The sequence below is a fragment of the Chloroflexota bacterium genome (genome assembly GCA_014360825.1).
In the GTDB taxonomy this organism is placed as follows: Bacteria; Chloroflexota; Anaerolineae; order UBA2200; family JACIWT01; genus JACIWT01.
In genome coordinates this window covers 222165-241011 of record JACIWT010000001.1, presented here as the reverse complement: position 1 = coordinate 241011, position 18847 = coordinate 222165, and the positions used below count along the sequence as shown (strand labels likewise).

Genomic DNA, 18847 nt, shown 5'->3' with positions numbered 1-18847 from the left:
ATTGGCAATCAGACGCTGCATTTGTTACTCTCTCCCCAACCCCCGACTACGTTTTGCCGCACCTACCGCAATGGCTATAATTTTTACTGATGACGCAAATGGAGAAAGAAGGTTCTGCACAGGTCGTATACCCACAATTTTGGCGGCAGTGCCACCTACCATTTGGCCCTGATACTGCAGCCAAGATGGAGGTAATGCTTTACGATAAAGCAGCCAATATTTCTGTAGGGGGTCTGACCCTGATACAGGGGGTAACGTGATATGTCAGTCCATCGCCTACTTGTGCTGATCCGCGGTGGGGGCGATTTGGCAACTGGTGTGGCCCACCGCTTGTACCGTGTCGGTATGCGCGTTGTCATCACAGAGTTGCCACAACCAAGGGCTATTCGGCGTGCTGTGGCCTTTGCCTCGGCAGTCTATGAGGGCGAGATCACCGTCGAGGGCGTGCGAGCCCGACAGGCCAAAGATTTGTCAGAGATACAAAACCTGCTCGTGGAAAACATTGTGCCGGTGGCTGTGGATCCCGATGGAACACTCATCCCGGTACTACAACCTGACGTGTTAGTAGATGCACGGATGGCGAAACGCAACTTAGGGACAACGATGACCGATGCGCCAGTAGTGATTGGTCTGGGACCCGGGTTTGAAGCCGGGCGCGATGTCCACGCAGTGATCGAGACAGCAGGGGGGCATAACCTGGGTCGCGTGATCACCATAGGGACAGCCGAGCCTAACACTGGCGTGCCGCGACCAGTAATGGGTTATGAACGAGAGCGCGTCATCTGGGCACCAACAGATGGTATCTTCCGTGCGGTGCGTCGCATTGGAGACCAGGTGTCCAAATCAGATGTCGTGGGTGAGGTAGCAGGACAGCCGGTCGTCGCCGGGGTCTCCGGTGTGATACGAGGCTTATTGCACGATGATCTGGAGGTACAGCGCGGCGAGAAAGTGGGCGACGTGGACCCCCGAGGTAAGGTAGAGTATTGCTATTCGATTTCCGACAAAGCCCGGGCAATCGGTGGAGGAGTATTGGAGGCCATTGGTGCGGTGCTCTTCTCTCGCGGAAGCGGCCTAGGTCGGCTTGATGGATAACAGGGTGAACCCAATAGGTCTCTACGTTCATATCCCCTTTTGTCGCGCCAAGTGCGCCTACTGCGACTTCAACTCATATGCCGGACGTGATGAACTTTTCACGCCATACATCCAAGCGCTGGAGCGTGAACTGGCTTGGCGTCTTGCGCAGTGGCCAGGCGTGGTAGCCGATACGGTTTATATCGGAGGGGGTACGCCCACTCTGCTGCCCCCGGAACTCCTAGAGTGGCTGTTAGAGAGAGTATGCGACGATTTGTGCCTCCCTCAAGACGCCGAAATCACCATCGAAGCCAACCCGGGCACAGTGAGCGAGACGTCTCTGCGGGCTCTCCGGGCCGTGGGCGTCAATCGGCTGAGCCTGGGTGTACAGAGTTTCGATGATAAAATGCTGCGCCTCTTAGGACGTATTCACGACTCAGCAGAGGCAAAGAAGGCAATTGGACTGGCCCGGGCCGCAGGGTTTGACAATCTCAATCTCGATCTTATGTTTGCTTTACCAGGACAAACTATGTCCACCTGGATCGCCACGCTTAATACTGCGTTAGCCCTGTGTCCGGAGCATCTGTCCCTCTACTCGCTATCGCTGGAAGAAGGGACCCCTTTGGCGATCCAAGTGTCGACCGACGCATTACCACCTCCCGACGACGATCTGGCCGCAGATATGTACTTGTTGGCCGAGGATTGCCTAAGCACGGCGGGGTATTATCACTATGAAATCTCGAATTGGGCAGCATCAGCAACTACTATTTGCAACAGTGAAGAATCAACTGGGTCTGCTTTTCACGTCTGCCGCCATAATATCAAATATTGGACCCTCGCTCCGTATTGGGGATTGGGCGCAGGGGCACATTCATGGTATGGTGGAGAACGAACAGCCAACGTGTGTGACCCCCAAGAATATGTTGCCCGCATATTGGCTGGAGGGAGCCCAGTCGCCACACGCGAGATAATTGACGTAGAGGAAGAGATGGCGGAGTTTATGTTCTTAGGCCTGCGCTTGATAGATGGAGTGCGGGTGTCGGACTTTGTGCGGCGATTCGGGATGTCATGGACCGATCGCTACGGGGCCCAGATCGCAGATTTGATGGCCCTTGGCTTAATCATCGCCGATGGTGAGACGGTGCGGCTATCACGCCGCGGGCGATTGCTCGGGAACCAGGTTTTCGAGCGTTTCCTGCCGCCTGACAGGATATGCGAAAGAGTGTAATCCTTCTCGGACGACGCTTCTTTCCGAAGGAGTTCATTGGATACCACATCCCTTCGATGGCCTGTCATTGCTACGCTAATAGTGGCAGCGGCCATTCTCTTTGCAAGCCATTCCCCGGCCCAGACTGATGTTGCACCATCTCCCGGCTGGTTAGCCTTCGACTTGCGCCGCAGTGGCAACGAGGACATTTACGCTCTCACCATGGACGGCGAAGGCGGCCTCGTTCGGCTGACTGCAGACCCAGCACCCGATCGCGCCCCTGCCTGGTCTCCTGGGGGCTGGAGATTGGCCTTCCAGTCTCATCGCGACGGCAATTGGGACCTCTATGTGATGGATCTACACGACGGTCAGGTATGGCGTGTTACGGAGAACTCGGCTTATGACGGTGCTCCTACTTGGTCCCCCGATGGCGCCTCTATTGCGTTTGAATCCTACCGCGACGGCAACTTGGAGATCTATTGTGTCCGGCTTGGAGACCCAGCGTCCCGTCTCCACGATGGTGAGCACATGGTCCGACTGACCGACGAGAGAGCCGATGATTATAGCCCAGCCTGGTCGCCAGACGGACGGCATATCGCTTTCGTATCTTGGCGCGACGGCAACAAGGAGATCTATTTGCTCGACCCCAAACACCCGGAGGCTGGGGCAATCAACCTCACTCACCACCCGGCTGACGATGACCAGCCTGCTTGGTCACCAGATGGCGGTTTTCTGGCTTTCATTTCCAATCGCGAGGGCACGAACGGTATCTATGTGCTGGATGTGCAGGCCGCGCTGAGCGGAGCAAGTGTGGACAAATACACGTTGCCCGTGGTCATTGGTGCTCCTCGACTTTCCTCGCCAACGTGGACGCCAGATGGCCGCTCGCTCATTTACGCCTATCTTTTGGCCGATGGTGCCTATATCCTTCGGCGTGGGTTAAGCCCCCGCGATGTGCCACAGGTGCTCTGGCACGGCGCAGAGTGGCCGCGGAACTTGCGTTGGTCCGGCGTGGCGCACGTACAACCATCTCTGGGGAAAAAGCAGGAGTATCTTCCCTTATTCCAGGAATACCTGCAACCGACACCCGAAGTCGGTCCATCTTATAGCACCGTGCGCTTGACCGATGTGACAGCACCGCAGCCAGAACTCAGTGATCGAGTAGATGATTCCTTCATAGCCCTGCGACGGAGAGTGCTGGCCGAAACTGGATTTGACTATCTGGCCAAACTCGGTCGCGCCTTCTCTCCCATCGAATCGCCCAAGAGTAACCCAGCATACCCAGACTGGCACAAAGCAGGGCGGGCTATAGACATCCTAACCGAATACAGCGTGGTGGATAACAAGGCACCTGTACTCGCTGTGCGCGAGGATATTGGGAACCAAACGTATTGGCGGTTATACCTCCGCACAGCGACGGATGACGGCTCGTTGGGCGAGCCGTTAGTAGACGCACCGTGGGATTTTGTCACTGGCTCCCCAGATCCGGTAGCCGGGACCCCTGAAGGCAGACGACAACTGGCTTGGGAAGGCTATTTCGTGGATTTCACGGCGCTGGCAGCGGATTACGGCTGGCAGCGTGTGGCCAGCGTTCGGATGCCTGGTTTGGACTGGCTTGATGAGCAGGAGGCGATCGGGTTTTGCCATTTCGAGAACCGAGGCGGGCTCACCTGGCAGCAGGCTATGGAAGAACTATACGCGCCCAAACAGATCGAGGCGATATCCTCCCCTGACCCATGGCCATTCCCTTGGTGGACCACATGGGGTGGACGCTTCGACTACGGCTTCGAACCGTGATTTGCGTTCCCTATCTTTGTCAACTGGACGTGCAACTCGCGCAAACGAGCCGCGGTCTCGGGGCGATGCGCTTCCAATTCATCCGCCAAGGCTGTCAGGAGAGCCGGCAAGCGGTCGCCAAATTCACCCGCTTTCTCGCGGAGTAGTTTTTCTGTCTCTGCCGGGTACTCGGCGTCCAGCAGTTCGTTGACAAAGTTGATCTCGGGCGGCATATTCTCGCGAATGACCTGCCTCACGTCTTCCTGCAGCGCTTGTAACTTAGCAACGAGGGGTTCGTCTTTAGCCTGCTCTGCAGCCTGTAGGGCTGAGGCCAGGACAACCAGGAAGAGCGTGTCTATTTCGCTCAAATGCTGGCGTAAAGCGGTCTTCGGCTCGGGGCTATTCAATATCTCGCGCAGCAGCGCCGCCGCGTGTTCTTGGGCAGCGCGCGCCTGCCTCTCTAACGCTTCCGTGATCTCCAGGACATCGTCGCGGAGAGCACGCAATCGAGCAGCCTCGCTCTCCTGACCCGCACGGACCGCGGCCTCGATACGTCCTGTTAGTGTCTGAAAGAAAGCGTAGTCTATCATCGGCTGGTTGGCGAGCACCAATCCCAGTTGGGTCTCTTCGTCTGTAGCAGCCAGCAAGGCGTTAATCAAGTCCTCTTGCGTAGAACCCGGGGGCAGAGGCTCGGGAATGGGTACGGCCGTCATGTTCAGAAGCACTTCGCGTAAGTCGGCCAACTGTTCGGCTAACTCTTGCTGCCCACCGGCTATGGCGTCTTCTAACATCGCACTGAGTAAAACAAAGAAAGGATAATCTATCTCTGAGCGGTGCTCCTCAATTGCCGCCCTCAGTTTATCTTCGTCGCCGGAAACCTCCAGGAAAGTGCGCAAAAGCCTCACCCGTTTGGCTTGCTCTTCCAACATCTCCTTGGTGATCCCATCGGCTTCCAGGATGGTCTCGACCAAGGACTGCATGGTGAGCATTTGCCGTGGGTTGAGGAAATAGCCCCGCCGTTGTTCGGCTGGGGTATCGGCCATAAGGGCTTGTACCATATTACCAATAATGCGCTCGCGATTCTGGGCATTGAGACCCATTTGTGGCGGAATAAAGATGAGCAGTAATTCCTTCTGTGGGTCGTGGTAGAGGATAGGCACACTCAACATCCCTGTCATGCCACAGTGAGGGCAGCGCACAAGATTGATTTGCCCGCGCAAGAGCACGGGCTTAAGTTGCGGTTCCTTTCCAACGTCTATTATGCTATGCACCAATGCCGTGAAGGGTGCTCGGCATTGTGGGCAATTGATCTGGAGCGGCAGAGCAGGGCTCATTGTAGACGATTTCCTCTCTTCCCTATTTAATTTTAACTCGTGTTTCGTTGAGGCGGGCGCATGCGGAAACGATCAATTCAGATGGATTAGTCACTAAAGCAGCGGTGATCTCCTCCGAAGAAAGCCCGGCCCCTTCGGCCACGGTGCGGATCTGGTTCTGGCTCATCATATCACTGGGACGATGAGTGTCAGTGTTCACAATTATCTTGGCTCCAGTGGCGCGAGCCAAGGCGGCTACATGACCATTGCCCAGGCAATGTCCTTGGCGCGAGGTGATCTCCAAATACACGCCATTCTCCGCTGCCAACCGCGCCTCTTCGATGCTGATCAGGCCAGGATGAGCCAGTACATCCACATTTGGGCAGGTAACAGCAGCCCGGTTCGTGCCAGGAGCAACGGGTTCGGCAGGCGTCTCGCCATGCACAACCACTACAGCAGCACCCAGTTCACGGGCCCGGTGTGCCAGCCGTGGGATACTGGGTGGGGCGACATGAGTGAGTTCGACACCGGGTAGGAAGACGAGGGGGTAATCCCCGCCCTGCTCAACAGCAAGGCGCAAGAGGGCGCGCAGCACCTCCTCTAAATTGGAACTGTCGGCGTGGTCGGTGATAGCTACCGCGCCGTAGCCCAGAACGGTAGCGCGACGAAGTAACTCGCTGGGCAACAGCACCCCATCGCTAATAGTGGTGTGGGTATGTAGGTCTATGCGTTTCCCTTCCCAATCCATGTCGCGTTTGTCAACCTTTCTGTGAATGCGCCGAGATTATAGCGCAGAGTGGGAAAATGGCAAAGACCAAGCGAACGAACAACACAGATTCAACCACCTGGAGATGATTAGGTCTGCATCCTCCGGTTCTCCCCCTTGCTTTCATCAAGCCAATGTGGTATACTTAAATCGTGAGCCTTATGCACACAAAAGGAGGAAAATCTGTGACCACCGTACCTTCCTTTCTACTCAAGAAACTCTATGTGTCTGGTAGCCTGGCGAATGTCGAGGGAGGATTCGAATTCCGACTCAAGAACACTCTCGCTACCGGCACTATCATTGGCCTTGCGGGGCTCAAGGTGGACAATACAGCGTATCCCCCAGACGCCATTCGTCTGGTTGGGCCACAGGGCGAGATCGCAATCTCCGACATTTCTGCCAAGAATCCTCTCACTTTCGCTCTCAACGATGTGGTCACTGTCCGCGTCAGCGCCGGACCCCTCACTTCTGGGACACACCAACTCACTATCATTCCCCAAACCAAGGAGGCCGGCGATCTCTATATCACGGCCTCAGATGTAATCCAATAGGCGATCGAAGACGATGGATTCAGCGGCAGACGCAGATCGCGCGGCTCAAAGGGCAAATGCATGGCGCGCTCGCGCGAAGGCCCTTCCTACTGAGATCATCTTCCACCAACCCAGGCGAACTATCGCTGTGAGCCTGACTGGTGCCTATTGTGCGCTAAACTGTGCCCACTGTGGTGGACACTACCTGCGCGCTATGACGCCTATCAGCCGGGTTCTACCAAATGGCGCAACGAGCTTTCTCATCTCTGGCGGGTGTGACCACTTGGGCCGGGTGCCTGTTGCGAATCATCTCGATGACGTTGCTCGTTTGCGCCCAGGGCATCGCCTGAACTGGCATGTTGGCTTGATCGGCGAGGAGGAGGCACAGGCAATCGCCCCCCTGGTTGATATAGTATCCTTCGATCTGATAGGTGACGAGGAGACTATCCAGGAAGTGTACGGTCTCGATTGCGGTGTAGAGGCTTACCTCCACACTTACAAGATGCTGTGTCGCTACGTCCGCGTAGTACCCCACATCATAATAGGCTTGCGTGGTGGACAGTTGGGTCACGAACTGCCGGCCCTGTTGACTTTGGAAAAACTCGGGGCCGAGGCCATTGTTTTCCTGGTCTTCATTCCCACGCCGGGCACGCGCTATGCGAATCGTCAGCCGCCTGCGATTGAGGACGTAGTGAAATTGCTTTTGACCGCGCGGGAGATGTTCCCAGAGATGCCTATTTACCTGGGTTGCATGCGACCTGGCGGGCGTTACCGTAGCGCATTGGACCCTCTAGCCGTGCGAGCGGGGATAAACCGCATTGTCAATCCTGCTCCCGCTGCACAACGTGAAGCCGAACGGCTAGGTCTGCGCGTGCGCTGGGCCGAGGAGTGTTGTGTGTTGTGAGAGGGGAAAACGGGCGCGTGGGCGTTTCATTGGGCACGGCAGCAGTGTTGGGGCTGCGCCATCTGCGGACCGAGACATTGCCCACCACCGCGTACCTGCTGGTAGGTAATCGGTGTATCATGAACTGTGCTTTCTGTGCTCAGGCACGGGAGAGCACTGCCCGCGCCGATGCCCTGTCGCGGGTGATCTGGCCATCCTACCCGACTCACGAAGTTCTCACCGCCCTTGCTAACGCGCCTGTCAAGCGGGTGTGCCTACAAGTCCCGGTCAAACGAGGGTACCTGGAACGAACGATAGTGCTAGTGCAGAGCATCCGAGAATCCACACTTGCGCCCATTTGCACGGCGATACACGTGCACGACTTAGAGGAGGTACAAGCGCTATTAGATGCCGGAGCAGAGCGAGTGACCCTGGCATTGGACGCAGCCTGCCGGCGAGTGTATCACATCGTCCGAGGGGGCAACTGGTCCAAACAGCTAGCACTGTTGAAAAGCGCCGCTAAGAACTTTCCAGGGCACATTGGGACCCACTTGATCGTGGGTCTGGGCGAGACAGAGGCAGAGATGCTCGCCAGACTACAAGAGATGGTGGATTGGGGCGTCACGGTGGGACTATTCGCATTCACCCCACTGGTGGGCACGGCCATGGCTGGCCGCGAGCCACCCTCATTGGCGAGTTATCGCCGTATACAAGCCGCGTATCATCTCCTGCAGCGTGGTTTGCGTCGTTTGGAAGACTATCGTTTCAGCGCAGATGGGAGAGTGGTCTCGTTCGGCGTGGACAGTGACACACTGCAAAATTGGCTGGCCGATGGGCTCGCATTCCAGACCATTGGGTGTCCTGGCTGCAACCGTCCCTATTACAATGAGCGACCGGGCCATATACCTTACAACTACCCTCGCCCATTGAGAGCAGACGAAGCAAAAGAGGCAGTGGAGATAGTGGCAGCAAGCAACAACCAATAAGCGGTTAGTGAGAACATAGAGGTATAATATCTCAAAGATACACGAAGGAGGAACAGTCACATGGCCGAATATCCCAAAGACGTGAAGTATCTCGAATCCCATGAATGGATCCGACTGGAAGGCAAGGAGGGCACCATTGGCATCAGCGACTACGCTCAGGAAGAACTCAACGATGTGGTCTATGTCGAGTTGCCGGAAGTTGGTGATACCTTCCAGAAAGGCGAGGTTTTCGCCACCGTTGAATCGGTCAAGGCTGCTTCGGATGTGTATATGCCCATGAGCGGGACGATCATCGCTGTGAATGGAGCGCTAGCCGATTCTCCCCAACTTGTGAACCAGGACCCATACGGCGCAGGCTGGTTCGTTAAGATCGAGGTATCCAACCCCAGCGAGTACGACGACCTTCTCGACGCCGAGGCCTATCGCAAAATCTGTGAGGAGCAGGCCGCGAAGGGAGGGCATTAGATGCCATATATTCCAAACACCGATGCTGACCGCAAAGCCATGCTGCACGCCATCGGCGTAAGGGATGTCGGCAGGCTCTTCGCCGACATCCCCAAAGAGCTGCGCTATCCATCACTGAATCTGCCTCCGCCGCTCTCCGAGATGGAGATCTTACAAGAATTGCAGTCCATCAGCGAAATGAATGCTGATTTGGACCATTTTGCTTGTTTCCTGGGCGCAGGGGCCTACAACCATTTCGTGCCCAGCACGGTGAACCACGTCCTTTCTCGCTCCGAGTTTCTGACCGCTTACACCCCTTACCAGCCCGAGGTCAGCCAAGGAACATTGCAGACCATTTTCGAGTATCAGAGCATGATTTGCGTCCTCACCGGCATGGAAGTAGCCAATGCCTCGCACTACGATGGGGCGACATCTATGGCCGAGGCAGTGATTATGGCGGTGAATGTAGGGCGAGGCAAGCGCCGCAAAGTCATCCTCTCGCCTAGTATCCATCCCGAGTATCGGGCCGTGGTGCGCACCTACACCCAAGGCATGGAACTGGATATTGTGGGCGATGATGACTACGACCATTCTCTGGCTGATCTAGCGGCTTTAGTTGACGAGAACACCTGCTGTCTGATCGTGCAGGTGCCAGATTTCTTTGGGGCCCTGGAGAACCCGGCCGACCTGCAGGCAGTTGCCGATGCGGTCCATGCTGCGGGCGGCCTGTTTGTAGTTAGCGCTGACCCCATCGCTTTGGGTCTCTTCAAAGCACCAGGCGATTACGGCGCAGATATCGTAGTGGGCGAGGGGCAATCGTTGGGCGGTGGCCTAAATTTTGGCGGACCCTATTTGGGCTACTTCGCCTGCCGCGAGAAATACGTGCACAAAATGGCTGGACGACTGGTAGGCCAGACCGTAGACACTCAGGGGCGGCGCGGCTTCGTGCTCACACTCTCCGCGCGCGAGCAACACATTCGCCGCGAGAAAGCTTCGTCTAATATCTGCTCCAACGAAGCATTGATGGCACTGGCTGCAGGTGTCTATCTCGCCACGTTGGGCCGCTCCGGCTTGCGGTTGGTAGCGGAACTGTGTTACCACAAGGCCCATTACGCAGCCCGGCGTATCGCCCAGATCGAGGGTTATGAAATACAGGGCCACAAGCCCTTCTTCAAAGAGTTCGTCGTGCGTTGCCCGCTGCCAGCAGCCGAGATCAACAACTATCTGCTAGACGTGTATAGCATTATCGGCGGTTATGACCTGGGTTCGCTAAATCCAAACTGGCAAGATTCCATGCTCCTGTGCGTGACAGAAATGAACTCCATGGAGGAAATCGAGGACCTGGTCACCGCATTGGAGGAGGTGGGCTCATGACTGAACCATTGATCTTCGAAATCAGCCGCCCAGGGCGCAAGGCTTTCTCGCTACCCGAGCTGGATGTGCCAGAGACCGAACTTCCAGACGAATATCTGCGCGAAGATTTGCCACTCCCCGAAGTGAGTGAAGTGGATCTCATTCGCCATTACATCCGGCTCTCGCAACTGAACTACGGCGTGGACACCGGTTTCTACCCGCTTGGTTCATGCACAATGAAATACAACCCCAAGGTGAACGAGGTGGCAGCCCGTTTTCCCGGTTTCACTCGCACCCACCCTTACCAGGATCATTGGACAGTGCAGGGGAACCTGCATCTAATGTATCTGCTCCAAGAGTTTCTGAAAGAGATCGCCGGATTCGCGGCAGTGTCATTGCAACCGGCCGCCGGAGCGCATGGAGAACTAACGGGCGTGCTGATGATCCGTGCCTATCACCGTTCCCGGGGCGAGGGACACCGCACCATCATGCTCATCCCAGATTCGGCTCATGGCACGAACCCCGCCTCCACCACTATGAGCGGCTATGAATGCGTGGAAATCAGGTCCGATAAACGGGGGAATGTCGATCTGCGTCACCTGCGGGCTCACTGCGATGAACGGGTAGCCGGGTTGATGCTCACCAACCCCAACACCCTTGGGCTCTTCGACGAACACGTGCAAGAGATCGTCGAATTGGTGCATGGCTGCGGTGGATTGCTCTACGGTGATGGGGCCAACTTGAACGCCACTATGGGTATCGTCAAGCCAGGCGACTTGGGCTTTGACGTAATGCATTTCAATCTGCACAAGACTTTCTCTACGCCCCATGGTGGGGGTGGGCCTGGAGCAGGGCCTGTCGGCGTCTCGAAGGCGCTCCAACCTTTTCTGCCAGGGCCGATCGTGGACCGCGAAAAGGTGGAGGTAAAAGAGGAAGAGGGTGGCGAGACAGAAGAATACTGGCACTACTTCTTCAGGGAACCTGAGCAGAGCATCGGGCGGGTGAAATCGTTCTACGGCAACTTCGGCGTTTTAGTGCGAGCCTATACCTACATCCGCATGATGGGTGCAGAAGGCCTGCGTGAAGTCAGCGAGAACGCCGTTATTAACGCCAACTATCTGCGGACCAAACTTAAGGCAGTTTATCCGCTGCCATTCGACCGAGTGTGTATGCATGAATTTGTCCTATCCGGCAGATTACCCGATGCCCCAGACATACACACGGTGGACATCGCCAAACGACTAATAGATTACGGCTTCCACCCGCCCACAATTTACTTCCCGCTCATCGTGCCCGAAGCGCTGATGATTGAGCCGACGGAGACCGAGAGCATCGAAACATTGGATGCTTTCGCCAAGGCACTGATTGAGATCGCGCGGGAAGCCAAAGAAGAGCCAGAGTTGCTTCGATCTGCGCCTCATGTCACCCCGGTTTCGCGTTTAGACGAGGTACGGGCAGCACGCCAGCCAATCCTCCGCTGGAAGCCGGGAGAATGAGTTGCATTAGCCTGTTCGTGCGGGCCTCAACAGTCGGGGGGCACCTTTCGGTGCCCCTCGACTCCTGTTCTATCTTCACTCTTCACCTGGCAAACGCCAGGTCAACTTTTCTTCCGGCTGTGGGAAGCGCTCCAGCACGGTAGCCTCGACCGGCAAAGCCACGCGATCGCCTACTGTCAAAGCCTCCACTGGCTTTCCGCCGCTGCCTTTACTCAGCGATTGAGGGAAGATAGCGAGTGGCGTCCCGGCCTGGTTGTAGCGCTTTTCTACGTAGGCCATGCCAATCTGGTAACCTCGCACCAACGTCGCACTTGTCACGCGCCCAATATAGTGGCCACGCTTATTGACTACCGGGTCCCCTGGGCGCACCGCGGGGACCCCGGCTTCGCTCACCCGGAAGCGAACGACCTCCATGGTCTTTTCCATCTCTTGGCGAATGCAGTGGGCGCGCCCGATGAAAAAGGGCTTATGGAACTTGACATAGGGTGCGAAGCCAGCCTCAGCGGGCACGATGCCATAGTCACCGGCAAGTTCATGGCCGTAGAGCGGCAACCCCGCCTCGATACGCGTTGAGTCGCGTGCTGCCAGGCCACAGGGTCGGATACCCAACGAAGCACCTTTCTCCAGGAGCAGTTCCCATAGGTGCAGGGCCTCATCGGGATGAACAAAGAGTTCATATCCTATCTCTTCGCCAGTGTAGCCCGTGCGCGCTATGATTAGATCCATACCCGCCAGGGGCATTTCCACGAATTCTGTCCGGGCGATAGTCGCTAGATCGCGCCTGGCGCTGGCATTAGAGGCCAAGCGCTGCAAGATAGCCAATGAATTCGGTCCTTGGAGTGCGATATCTATGCGCCGAGCGGTGTTAGAGGCGGGATCCTTGAGATCACGGATGGTCACTTGCGCCTCGACCTCGCGGGCTGGGTATTCGCGGTCAATCAGGTAATGCCGAGAGTTCACCGCCTGCAGCCAAGCCAAATCCTTTTCGGCGTTGACAGCATTCACCACAAGGAGAAAGCGATCTGAAGCGCGGCGATAGATCATGACATCGTCCATGCACCGCCCGTCGGGATCCATCAGGTAACCGTAGAGCGACTGGCCATCTTCAATCCAACGGACATAGTTAGTGAAAACAGTGTCCAAGAAACTCGCCGCATGGGGGCCACTCACCTCCAACACACCCATGTGGGCGACATCGAATAGGCCAGCAGCATTGCGTACTGCCTCGTGCTCCTCAGCCAGGCTGCTATACCAGATTGGCATCTCCCACCCGGCGAATGGGATGATCTTGCGGGTGTGGGCACTGTGCCACTCGTAAAGCGGCGTACGCTTGAGTGGCACATCTTGCGGAGCATTCCAGACAAATACCTCTTTGTTAGCGGGCGACGCCAATTCACGCAGAGTACTCTGGCCAATGAAATAAGGCTTTGTTAGCGAAAAACGACTGGCAAAGCCGTTGCGGTGCATGTCTCTCCCAGAGGGCCTATTGTCTTCACCTCGCAGCGTGTAGATTGGCAAACCCGCAGCTGTGCGCAACATCTTGCGCGTAATAGGTCCCCCAGGCTCTGCCCCAGCACCGATGAACGCGTTCCATACTTGATCTAACAAGTCTGGATGGCCAAGTAGGAGATATCCATGGCTCTGTCCCACAATAATAACCGGTGTTTCGGCCAGTTCCCCATGCCAGACTTGACCCTTCCCGATAGCAGGGCAATGAGGGCATAGCCTGTGCAGCACCTCCGCTGACTTCGGTCCCACCAACTGCAAGGTGACCAACCGGGCCTCGTCTTTAACTTCAGAAGTGCCCATATCCCAGACCACAACGGGACCATCTACCTTGCGGAAGAGATCGTCGGGGTCGAACAAGGTGTAGCCATCGGCCAGGCCACGCAACCAAGCAGTTACCCGGGTTGTATTTTCCGGGTTCGTAACAACGAGGTAACGATCGCGACCTCGCTCATCACGAGTTAAGCGAATGATTGTAATATCATCCAACACCGCGCCGTTGCCCTTCAACATGAAACTCTCAAGCGCCTGACCGGGTTCGAGAACCGCCACACTGGCAGTCGTAATTTGTTGAACAAAAGGTTGTGCACGCCACCCGCTTAGCAGCAACACGCCAGCGTCGCTGGTGTCAATGATTGCAGCACCCATCTTTGTTGCCTGGATGGCTTGCTCTTCATCTCCCTCTCCTGAAAAGAACAGACGAGCGCGTTCTGAATCCGTTGAGGTGATAGTGTAGTGAGGGTAACCGGTACCACGGTTTTGGGTTTCGGCTTTGACTTCGGCGACCAAGGCGTCCACGTCACGCTTGGCCTGCTCCAGTAGATCGAGGTCAATCTTACCACGCGGAAGTTCACCCAAGAGCCCGCGATAAGAGAAAGGCTGGATATTTGTTACCACCTCAGTGATGATCCCAGCTAGACGATCCATGTGCGCGGGGGTCATGCCTCGCTGCGATACCCAGGGTGTACCCATGCGGATACCGCTGCCCAAAGCGGTGAGTTCGTCACCTGGGATGGTGTTTTTGTTCACGATGATGCCCGCCAGTTCCAAGATGCGGGCTGCGATCTCGCCGCGCAAAGGGAAGCCAGTCTTGCTCGGCACAGCGCTGACGTCTACTAAGAGCAGATGCGTGTTTGTCCCCCCATAGGGAACCCGTATCCCTCGTTTTTGGAACGCTTCGGCTAGGGCCACTGCGTTCTCCACGATACGCTTCTGAAGGCGCCGGAATTTCTCAGTACGGGCGATGGCAAACATGACGCACATCGCAGCGAATTTATTGGTGTGTGGGCCGCCTTGCTCCCCAGGGAAGACCGCAGCATCAATCCGTTTGGCTTTCTCCTCGTCCGTGGTCAAGATAATCGCGCCGCGGGGGCCCATCAGCGTCTTGTGCGTGGTAAAGGTAACGATGTCAGCATAACCAATGGGGTTGGGATACACACCGGCGATGGCCATCCCCGCAGTGTGAGCGATGTCGGCCATAAGTAATGCTCCCACTGCGTCGGCGATCTGCCGAAAGGCTGCCCAATCAGGAGCCCAAGGGTAAGAGGTGTAGCCAGCGACGATCATTTTGGGTCGGTGAGCCTTCGCCAAGTCCAGGATAGCATCATAGTCCAGCCGCTCTATACGCCGGTCCACACCATAGGAGACGACGCGGTAGCGTTGGCCTGACAGATTGAACGGGCTACCATGGGTTAGGTGCCCACCCTGGAAAAGATCCATCCCCATAAGGGTATCGCCGTCCTGCAAGAAAGCGTTGTACACAGCCAAGTTGGCTGCCGCACCGGAGAGCGGTTGTACGTTGGCATAGATGCGGTCTGCGGGGACAGTGCGTGTGGCAAAGGCCTCGGCGGCGCGGCGTCCCGCCAGCGTTTCTACGAAATGTACGTAATTCACGCCCTTGTAGAAACGCCGGTCCGCATAGCGACGATAGTAGGCCAATTGGTGACCGAAGTCCAAAAGAAGGTCTTCATCGTCGCGGGTCATGCGCAAGGGCGGATAGCCCTCTGCATAAACATTGTTGAAGACCGAGCCCAGAGCCTGACGCACAGCCAACGGGCACAGGCTTTCACTGGGGATGAGGATGATCTGCCGTGCTTGGCGCTCCTCCTCAAAGCCAATGATAAGATCTGTCGCCGGATCCGCTTCAGAAATGTCCAGATTGAAAAAATCGGTGTAATCACCTTCAGCCATGAGCAAACTCACCTCCTAAAGTGTTTAGTCCAAGGCTCCGAGAATACGGTAATTCGATCAGTGCCCCGGTTGTTCCCAAATAGTGTGGTCCACGTAGCGCGGCACATTCACCCCGGAATGCGCCCATGCTGCCTCAACCAGTGCGTAGAGCCCCCCCGACACGAGCGAATGTCCTCCCAACACCACAGGAATCGGGGCTGTGATTGCCGCTGCCGTGAATTCACGAACGAACGGGTCAGCAATGCGCTCTGGGCGCAACAGATCAGAGTTGTAACGGTCGGCGGCGGGGGGCCACACTCCCAAGTGGGCGAAAATCACGCGGCTATCAATAAACGCAGCCTGGCCCATCCAAGCCAATGCTTCGAAAAAGCGCTCTGCCCCCACCAACCGCAGATATTCCCCCAGAAGGGAGCGAACCCTCTCCTGCGCCAATCTCCCACTGGCACGCATACCGCGTTCCTCAGCAAAGATGCGGGTGCGACAGGCCGTCTCGCGTTCCAGATAAGCCCATGTCTCTGCTCCAACCCGCCCAGCTATGATGGCCTCGGCCTCTCGATCCACAAAAACGGCCATCGCTCGTTGGATATGGCTTAGGTCCAGGGCGAGAGAGTCCAAATACGCGCGGGTGTGAGGGCCAACTCCAGGATGAGAGGCTATGGTCATCAAGTCAGTCGGTGTATCCACGTCCAGCAATGTAGCAGCACAACGGGGGAGCGAACGGTTAGGCAATCCGGCATGCTCACCCAGCGTCCAGCCTAAATCGTTGTCGTTAGCAGGAGGGGCAACGGACTCCAACACTGTCGCTGGGGCGAAGGCAGCAAAATCTGTGGAATAGAAATTGTTGGTGATGAGCACCTGCTCACCACGGCGCAGGTCATCTATAATGTGCGTCATCTGTCCTGGATTAAGCAGTGCACCACTGCCGCCGCCCAGGTAAAATACCCGTTTCATGTGGTGGCGGCACACCAAATCGCGCAGGCGTTTACCGAAGTGGAAAGTTTCGCCTGCGCTATCCATTTCTATGATAACGGGATAAGTACTCAGTCGCTCGGCCAGCGCGGGGGAGTTGGTGCTGACTAATACGTGATCGACGCCGGGGATGGCCAAAGCGCGCTCCACTAAGTCGAGAGTGATGGCCTGTCGAGCCCCGGCGACCATATTCACGGCTTCATCGCCACTGTGGATGCCAGCCATAATCAGCACCCACACTTCATTGGTGCTCACGATCCTCCTTGCCCTCAACAACTGCCTTGCCCAGGTGAAACGATTATAATCCTGCTTCCGAAGATTTGTCAAAGCCAACCCAGCCGAAGCAGGCTCAAGGACAGCGGATGTCATAACCGATCTCTCCTCGCGTTATCATCCAAACGGAACACCAGCGGCATTTGACATTTTTCGCATCTTGTGCTATCATAAGAATGATAATGATTATCATTTTCAATGACAAAGGATCAGACAAATTGCAGCGCGGCGAGCTCCGTATGACCTCTCAACGCCGTGCTATCTTGGATGTGCTGCGAGGCACGGAGAACCATCCCGATGCCAATTGGATATTCGAGCACGTGCGTCACACATTACCTCGCATCAGCATCGCCACGGTGTACCGCAACCTGAGACTATTATGCAACGCGGGCCTGGTCCGTGAGTTGCGCTGTGATCCAAGCATAGCGCACTATGACGCTCGTACGGAGCAGCATTACCACGTCGTCTGCCACCGCTGTGGGGCCATCGGTGATGTAGATTGCGCCCGGTTCACCGGGTTGGAAGCACGTGCAGCCCAAAATACAGATTTCACAGTTGATGACCACGATGTCATTTTCCTCGGCCTTTGTCCGTCCTGTCAGTTGACAGAGCAAAAGGCCAGCGACAATAAATAACCATTTTGGCTGAAAGGAGGAACATACCTATGCGTCAAATGACAGAGCATTATTTGAGGGAGGCTTTTGCCGGTGAGAGTCAAGCCCATATGCGTTACCTAATCTTCGCCGACAAAGCCGAGCGTGAAGGCCTGCCCAATGTGGCCCGGATGTTCCGCGCCATTGCCTATGCCGAACAAGTACATGCCACTAACCATTACCGCGCCTTGGGAGGCATTCAGACCACCACTGATAATCTCCAGGCTGGTGTTGACGGCGAGATTTACGAAATCAACGAAATGTACCCCGTGTTCAACAAGATAGCCAAGTTCCAAGGCGAAGGCGAGGCCGAACGATCAACCAGGTGGGCCTGGGAGGCAGAGAAGATCCATGCTGTCTGGTACAGCGAGGCAAAAAAGGCAGTGCAGGGCGGTAAGGATCACGCCATCGGAAAAATCTGGATCTGCAGTGTTTGCGGACATACTGCCGAGGGCGACGAAGCACCGGAGGTATGCCCTATCTGCAAGGCAAGAAGGGAGAAATTCGTCGGCTTCTAAGCGGCTGAGTTGTGAAAGTGCGTTCTTTTAGTAGGCTGGGCTATAGACCTAAGCTCCAGCCTGCCCCGGAGGCGGACGCCAAAACGCTTTTGTACAAGAAAGGAGAAAGGCCAACATGCAAGGGGATATCAGGAACATAGAGGAACTACTGCGAACTGCCATTAAGCGAGAGGAGGAATCCAACGCCCTTTATACCCAAGCGGCGAAGATGGTGAAATCCACCCCGTCACGGGTACTGTTAGAGGAATTAGCAGGTGAGGAACTAACCCACAAAGCCAAACTCGAAGACCTGCTCGCCAGGGGTGTCACCTGGGTAGTACGTGGACACAAGGAGAAGGTAACCGACCTTAAGATCAGTGATTATTTGGTGCCCCAGCCGCTGCGAGAAGACGCAGACTTCCAAGACGTGCTGACAGTAGCAGCGAAACGCGAGAAGAACGCCTATGATTTCTACACTGCTATGAGCGAGGTCGCACAAGATCAGGCGGTCAGGAACCTCTTTACTTGGTTGGCGAACGAGGAGATGAAACACAAGAACAAGGTCGAGACCTTGTATGAAGAGATCGTCTACAAGGAATTCTGAGCAAAGCGGAGCGGACCAAACTGCCAATAGGTATTCAATCCGCCCACGAAACCAATTCTGGAGGAATTCAAGATGGCAATGGAGAAGTGGGAATGTCTGGCCTGCGGGTATATCTACGACCCGGCCAAGGGCGACCCGGAGAATGGGGTAGCGCCCGGCACGCCTTTCGAGGCACTACCTGACGATTGGGTATGCCCTCAGTGCGGTGCCAGCAAGGATATGTTCGAGAAGGTGAAGTAACATCTGCATCGCTGCAGAGAACAATCTAATAGATCCCACGATCTGGCGCGACAAGTTGCAATACCCGTCGCGCCAATCTTGCTTGCAGAG

At 56.1% G+C, this 18847-nt stretch carries 17 protein-coding genes; 13 read left to right on the top strand and 4 right to left on the bottom strand.

Annotated elements, in window-relative coordinates:
* The first annotated feature begins 261 nt into the window (after positions 1-261).
* Genes H5T64_01000 through H5T64_00990 form a run of 3 tightly spaced genes read left to right on the top strand, consistent with a single transcriptional unit; the run spans position 262 to position 4075 of the window.
* Complete coding sequence (locus H5T64_01000) at positions 262-1092, top strand: EF2563 family selenium-dependent molybdenum hydroxylase system protein (protein MBC7262919.1); 831 nt, start codon at positions 262-264, stop codon at positions 1090-1092.
* The gene (hemW, locus tag H5T64_00995) at positions 1085-2299 is read left to right on the top strand and encodes a radical SAM family heme chaperone HemW (protein MBC7262918.1); all 1215 of its coding nucleotides are present in this window, start codon (positions 1085-1087) and stop codon (positions 2297-2299) included. Before H5T64_01000 ends, hemW begins: the two co-directional genes overlap by 8 nt.
* A 36-nt stretch (positions 2300-2335) precedes the next feature.
* A complete protein-coding gene (locus H5T64_00990) occupies positions 2336-4075 on the top strand; it encodes a PD40 domain-containing protein (protein ID MBC7262917.1) in 1740 nt (579 codons plus the stop codon).
* Here the strand turns inward: H5T64_00990 and H5T64_00985 are convergent.
* Entirely contained in the window at positions 4057-5388 is a 1332-nt protein-coding gene (locus H5T64_00985; GenBank protein MBC7262916.1) for a hypothetical protein, read from the bottom strand. The two genes, H5T64_00990 and H5T64_00985, sit on opposite strands and share 19 nt — an antisense overlap.
* A gap of 22 nt (positions 5389-5410) precedes the next feature.
* Positions 5411-6115 carry a histidinol phosphate phosphatase domain-containing protein gene (locus tag H5T64_00980; protein MBC7262915.1) on the bottom strand — a complete coding sequence of 235 codons (705 nt, stop codon included), beginning with the start codon at positions 6113-6115 and terminating at the stop codon, positions 5411-5413.
* Positions 6116-6318: 203 nt separating this feature from the next.
* On the opposite strand from H5T64_00980, the gene H5T64_00975 reads away from it, so the two are divergent.
* Genes H5T64_00975 through gcvPB form a run of 6 tightly spaced genes read left to right on the top strand, consistent with a single transcriptional unit; the run spans position 6319 to position 11825 of the window.
* Positions 6319-6684: a hypothetical protein gene (locus tag H5T64_00975; GenBank protein ID MBC7262914.1), complete on the top strand. Its 366-nt coding sequence runs from the start codon at positions 6319-6321 to the stop codon at positions 6682-6684.
* Positions 6685-6697: 13 nt separating this feature from the next.
* Entirely contained in the window at positions 6698-7567 is an 870-nt protein-coding gene (locus tag H5T64_00970; GenBank protein MBC7262913.1) for a radical SAM protein, read from the top strand.
* A gap of 17 nt (positions 7568-7584) precedes the next feature.
* Positions 7585-8532, top strand: coding sequence for a radical SAM protein (locus H5T64_00965; GenBank protein ID MBC7262912.1), 948 nt, complete (start codon positions 7585-7587; stop codon positions 8530-8532).
* A gap of 60 nt (positions 8533-8592) precedes the next feature.
* Entirely contained in the window at positions 8593-8997 is a 405-nt protein-coding gene (gene gcvH, locus H5T64_00960) for a glycine cleavage system protein GcvH (protein ID MBC7262911.1), read from the top strand.
* Positions 8998-10350, top strand: coding sequence for an aminomethyl-transferring glycine dehydrogenase subunit GcvPA (gcvPA, locus tag H5T64_00955; protein MBC7262910.1), 1353 nt, complete (start codon positions 8998-9000; stop codon positions 10348-10350).
* Entirely contained in the window at positions 10347-11825 is a 1479-nt protein-coding gene (gene gcvPB, locus H5T64_00950) for an aminomethyl-transferring glycine dehydrogenase subunit GcvPB (GenBank protein MBC7262909.1), read from the top strand. Before gcvPA ends, gcvPB begins: the two co-directional genes overlap by 4 nt.
* 75 nt (positions 11826-11900) lie before the next feature.
* On the opposite strand, the gene gcvT is transcribed toward gcvPB, so the two are convergent.
* Positions 11901-15521, bottom strand: a complete 3621-nt coding sequence (gcvT, locus tag H5T64_00945; protein MBC7262908.1) for a glycine cleavage system aminomethyltransferase GcvT — start codon at positions 15519-15521, stop codon at positions 11901-11903.
* Between the two features lie 57 nt (positions 15522-15578).
* On the bottom strand, positions 15579-16745 hold the full coding sequence (locus tag H5T64_00940; protein MBC7262907.1) for a hypothetical protein: 1167 nt from the start codon (positions 16743-16745) through the stop codon (positions 15579-15581).
* 257 nt (positions 16746-17002) lie between these two features.
* Here H5T64_00940 and H5T64_00935 point away from each other — a divergent pair, with 257 nt between their 5' ends.
* From H5T64_00935 to H5T64_00920, 4 genes are all read left to right on the top strand, one after another.
* A complete protein-coding gene (locus tag H5T64_00935; protein MBC7262906.1) occupies positions 17003-17398 on the top strand; it encodes a transcriptional repressor in 396 nt (131 codons plus the stop codon).
* Between the two features lie 29 nt (positions 17399-17427).
* Entirely contained in the window at positions 17428-17934 is a 507-nt protein-coding gene (locus H5T64_00930) for a rubrerythrin family protein (GenBank protein MBC7262905.1), read from the top strand.
* A gap of 115 nt (positions 17935-18049) precedes the next feature.
* On the top strand, positions 18050-18517 hold the full coding sequence (locus H5T64_00925) for a ferritin family protein (protein ID MBC7262904.1): 468 nt from the start codon (positions 18050-18052) through the stop codon (positions 18515-18517).
* Between the two features lie 78 nt (positions 18518-18595).
* Positions 18596-18757 (top strand): rubredoxin, encoded by a 162-nt coding sequence (locus tag H5T64_00920; GenBank protein MBC7262903.1) that lies wholly within the window; start codon positions 18596-18598, stop codon positions 18755-18757.
* The last annotated feature ends 90 nt before the right edge of the window (positions 18758-18847 follow it).

Excerpts from the sequence above, each read along its gene's own strand:
- H5T64_01000 (MBC7262919.1), top strand. The coding sequence starts at position 262 with ATGTCAGTCCATCGCCTACTTGTGCTGATCCGCGGTGGGGGCGATTTG.
- hemW (MBC7262918.1), top strand. The coding sequence starts at position 1,085 with ATGGATAACAGGGTGAACCCAATAGGTCTCTACGTTCATATCCCCTTT.
- H5T64_00985 (MBC7262916.1), bottom strand. The coding sequence starts at position 5,388 with ATGAGCCCTGCTCTGCCGCTCCAGATCAATTGCCCACAATGCCGAGCA.
- H5T64_00980 (MBC7262915.1), bottom strand. The coding sequence starts at position 6,115 with ATGGATTGGGAAGGGAAACGCATAGACCTACATACCCACACCACTATT.
- H5T64_00970 (MBC7262913.1), top strand. The coding sequence starts at position 6,698 with ATGGATTCAGCGGCAGACGCAGATCGCGCGGCTCAAAGGGCAAATGCA.
- gcvH (MBC7262911.1), top strand. The coding sequence starts at position 8,593 with ATGGCCGAATATCCCAAAGACGTGAAGTATCTCGAATCCCATGAATGG.
- gcvPA (MBC7262910.1), top strand. The coding sequence starts at position 8,998 with ATGCCATATATTCCAAACACCGATGCTGACCGCAAAGCCATGCTGCAC.
- gcvPB (MBC7262909.1), top strand. The coding sequence starts at position 10,347 with ATGACTGAACCATTGATCTTCGAAATCAGCCGCCCAGGGCGCAAGGCT.
- gcvT (MBC7262908.1), bottom strand. The coding sequence starts at position 15,521 with ATGGCTGAAGGTGATTACACCGATTTTTTCAATCTGGACATTTCTGAA.
- H5T64_00935 (MBC7262906.1), top strand. The coding sequence starts at position 17,003 with ATGACCTCTCAACGCCGTGCTATCTTGGATGTGCTGCGAGGCACGGAG.
- H5T64_00930 (MBC7262905.1), top strand. The coding sequence starts at position 17,428 with ATGCGTCAAATGACAGAGCATTATTTGAGGGAGGCTTTTGCCGGTGAG.
- H5T64_00925 (MBC7262904.1), top strand. The coding sequence starts at position 18,050 with ATGCAAGGGGATATCAGGAACATAGAGGAACTACTGCGAACTGCCATT.
- H5T64_00920 (MBC7262903.1), top strand. The coding sequence starts at position 18,596 with ATGGAGAAGTGGGAATGTCTGGCCTGCGGGTATATCTACGACCCGGCC.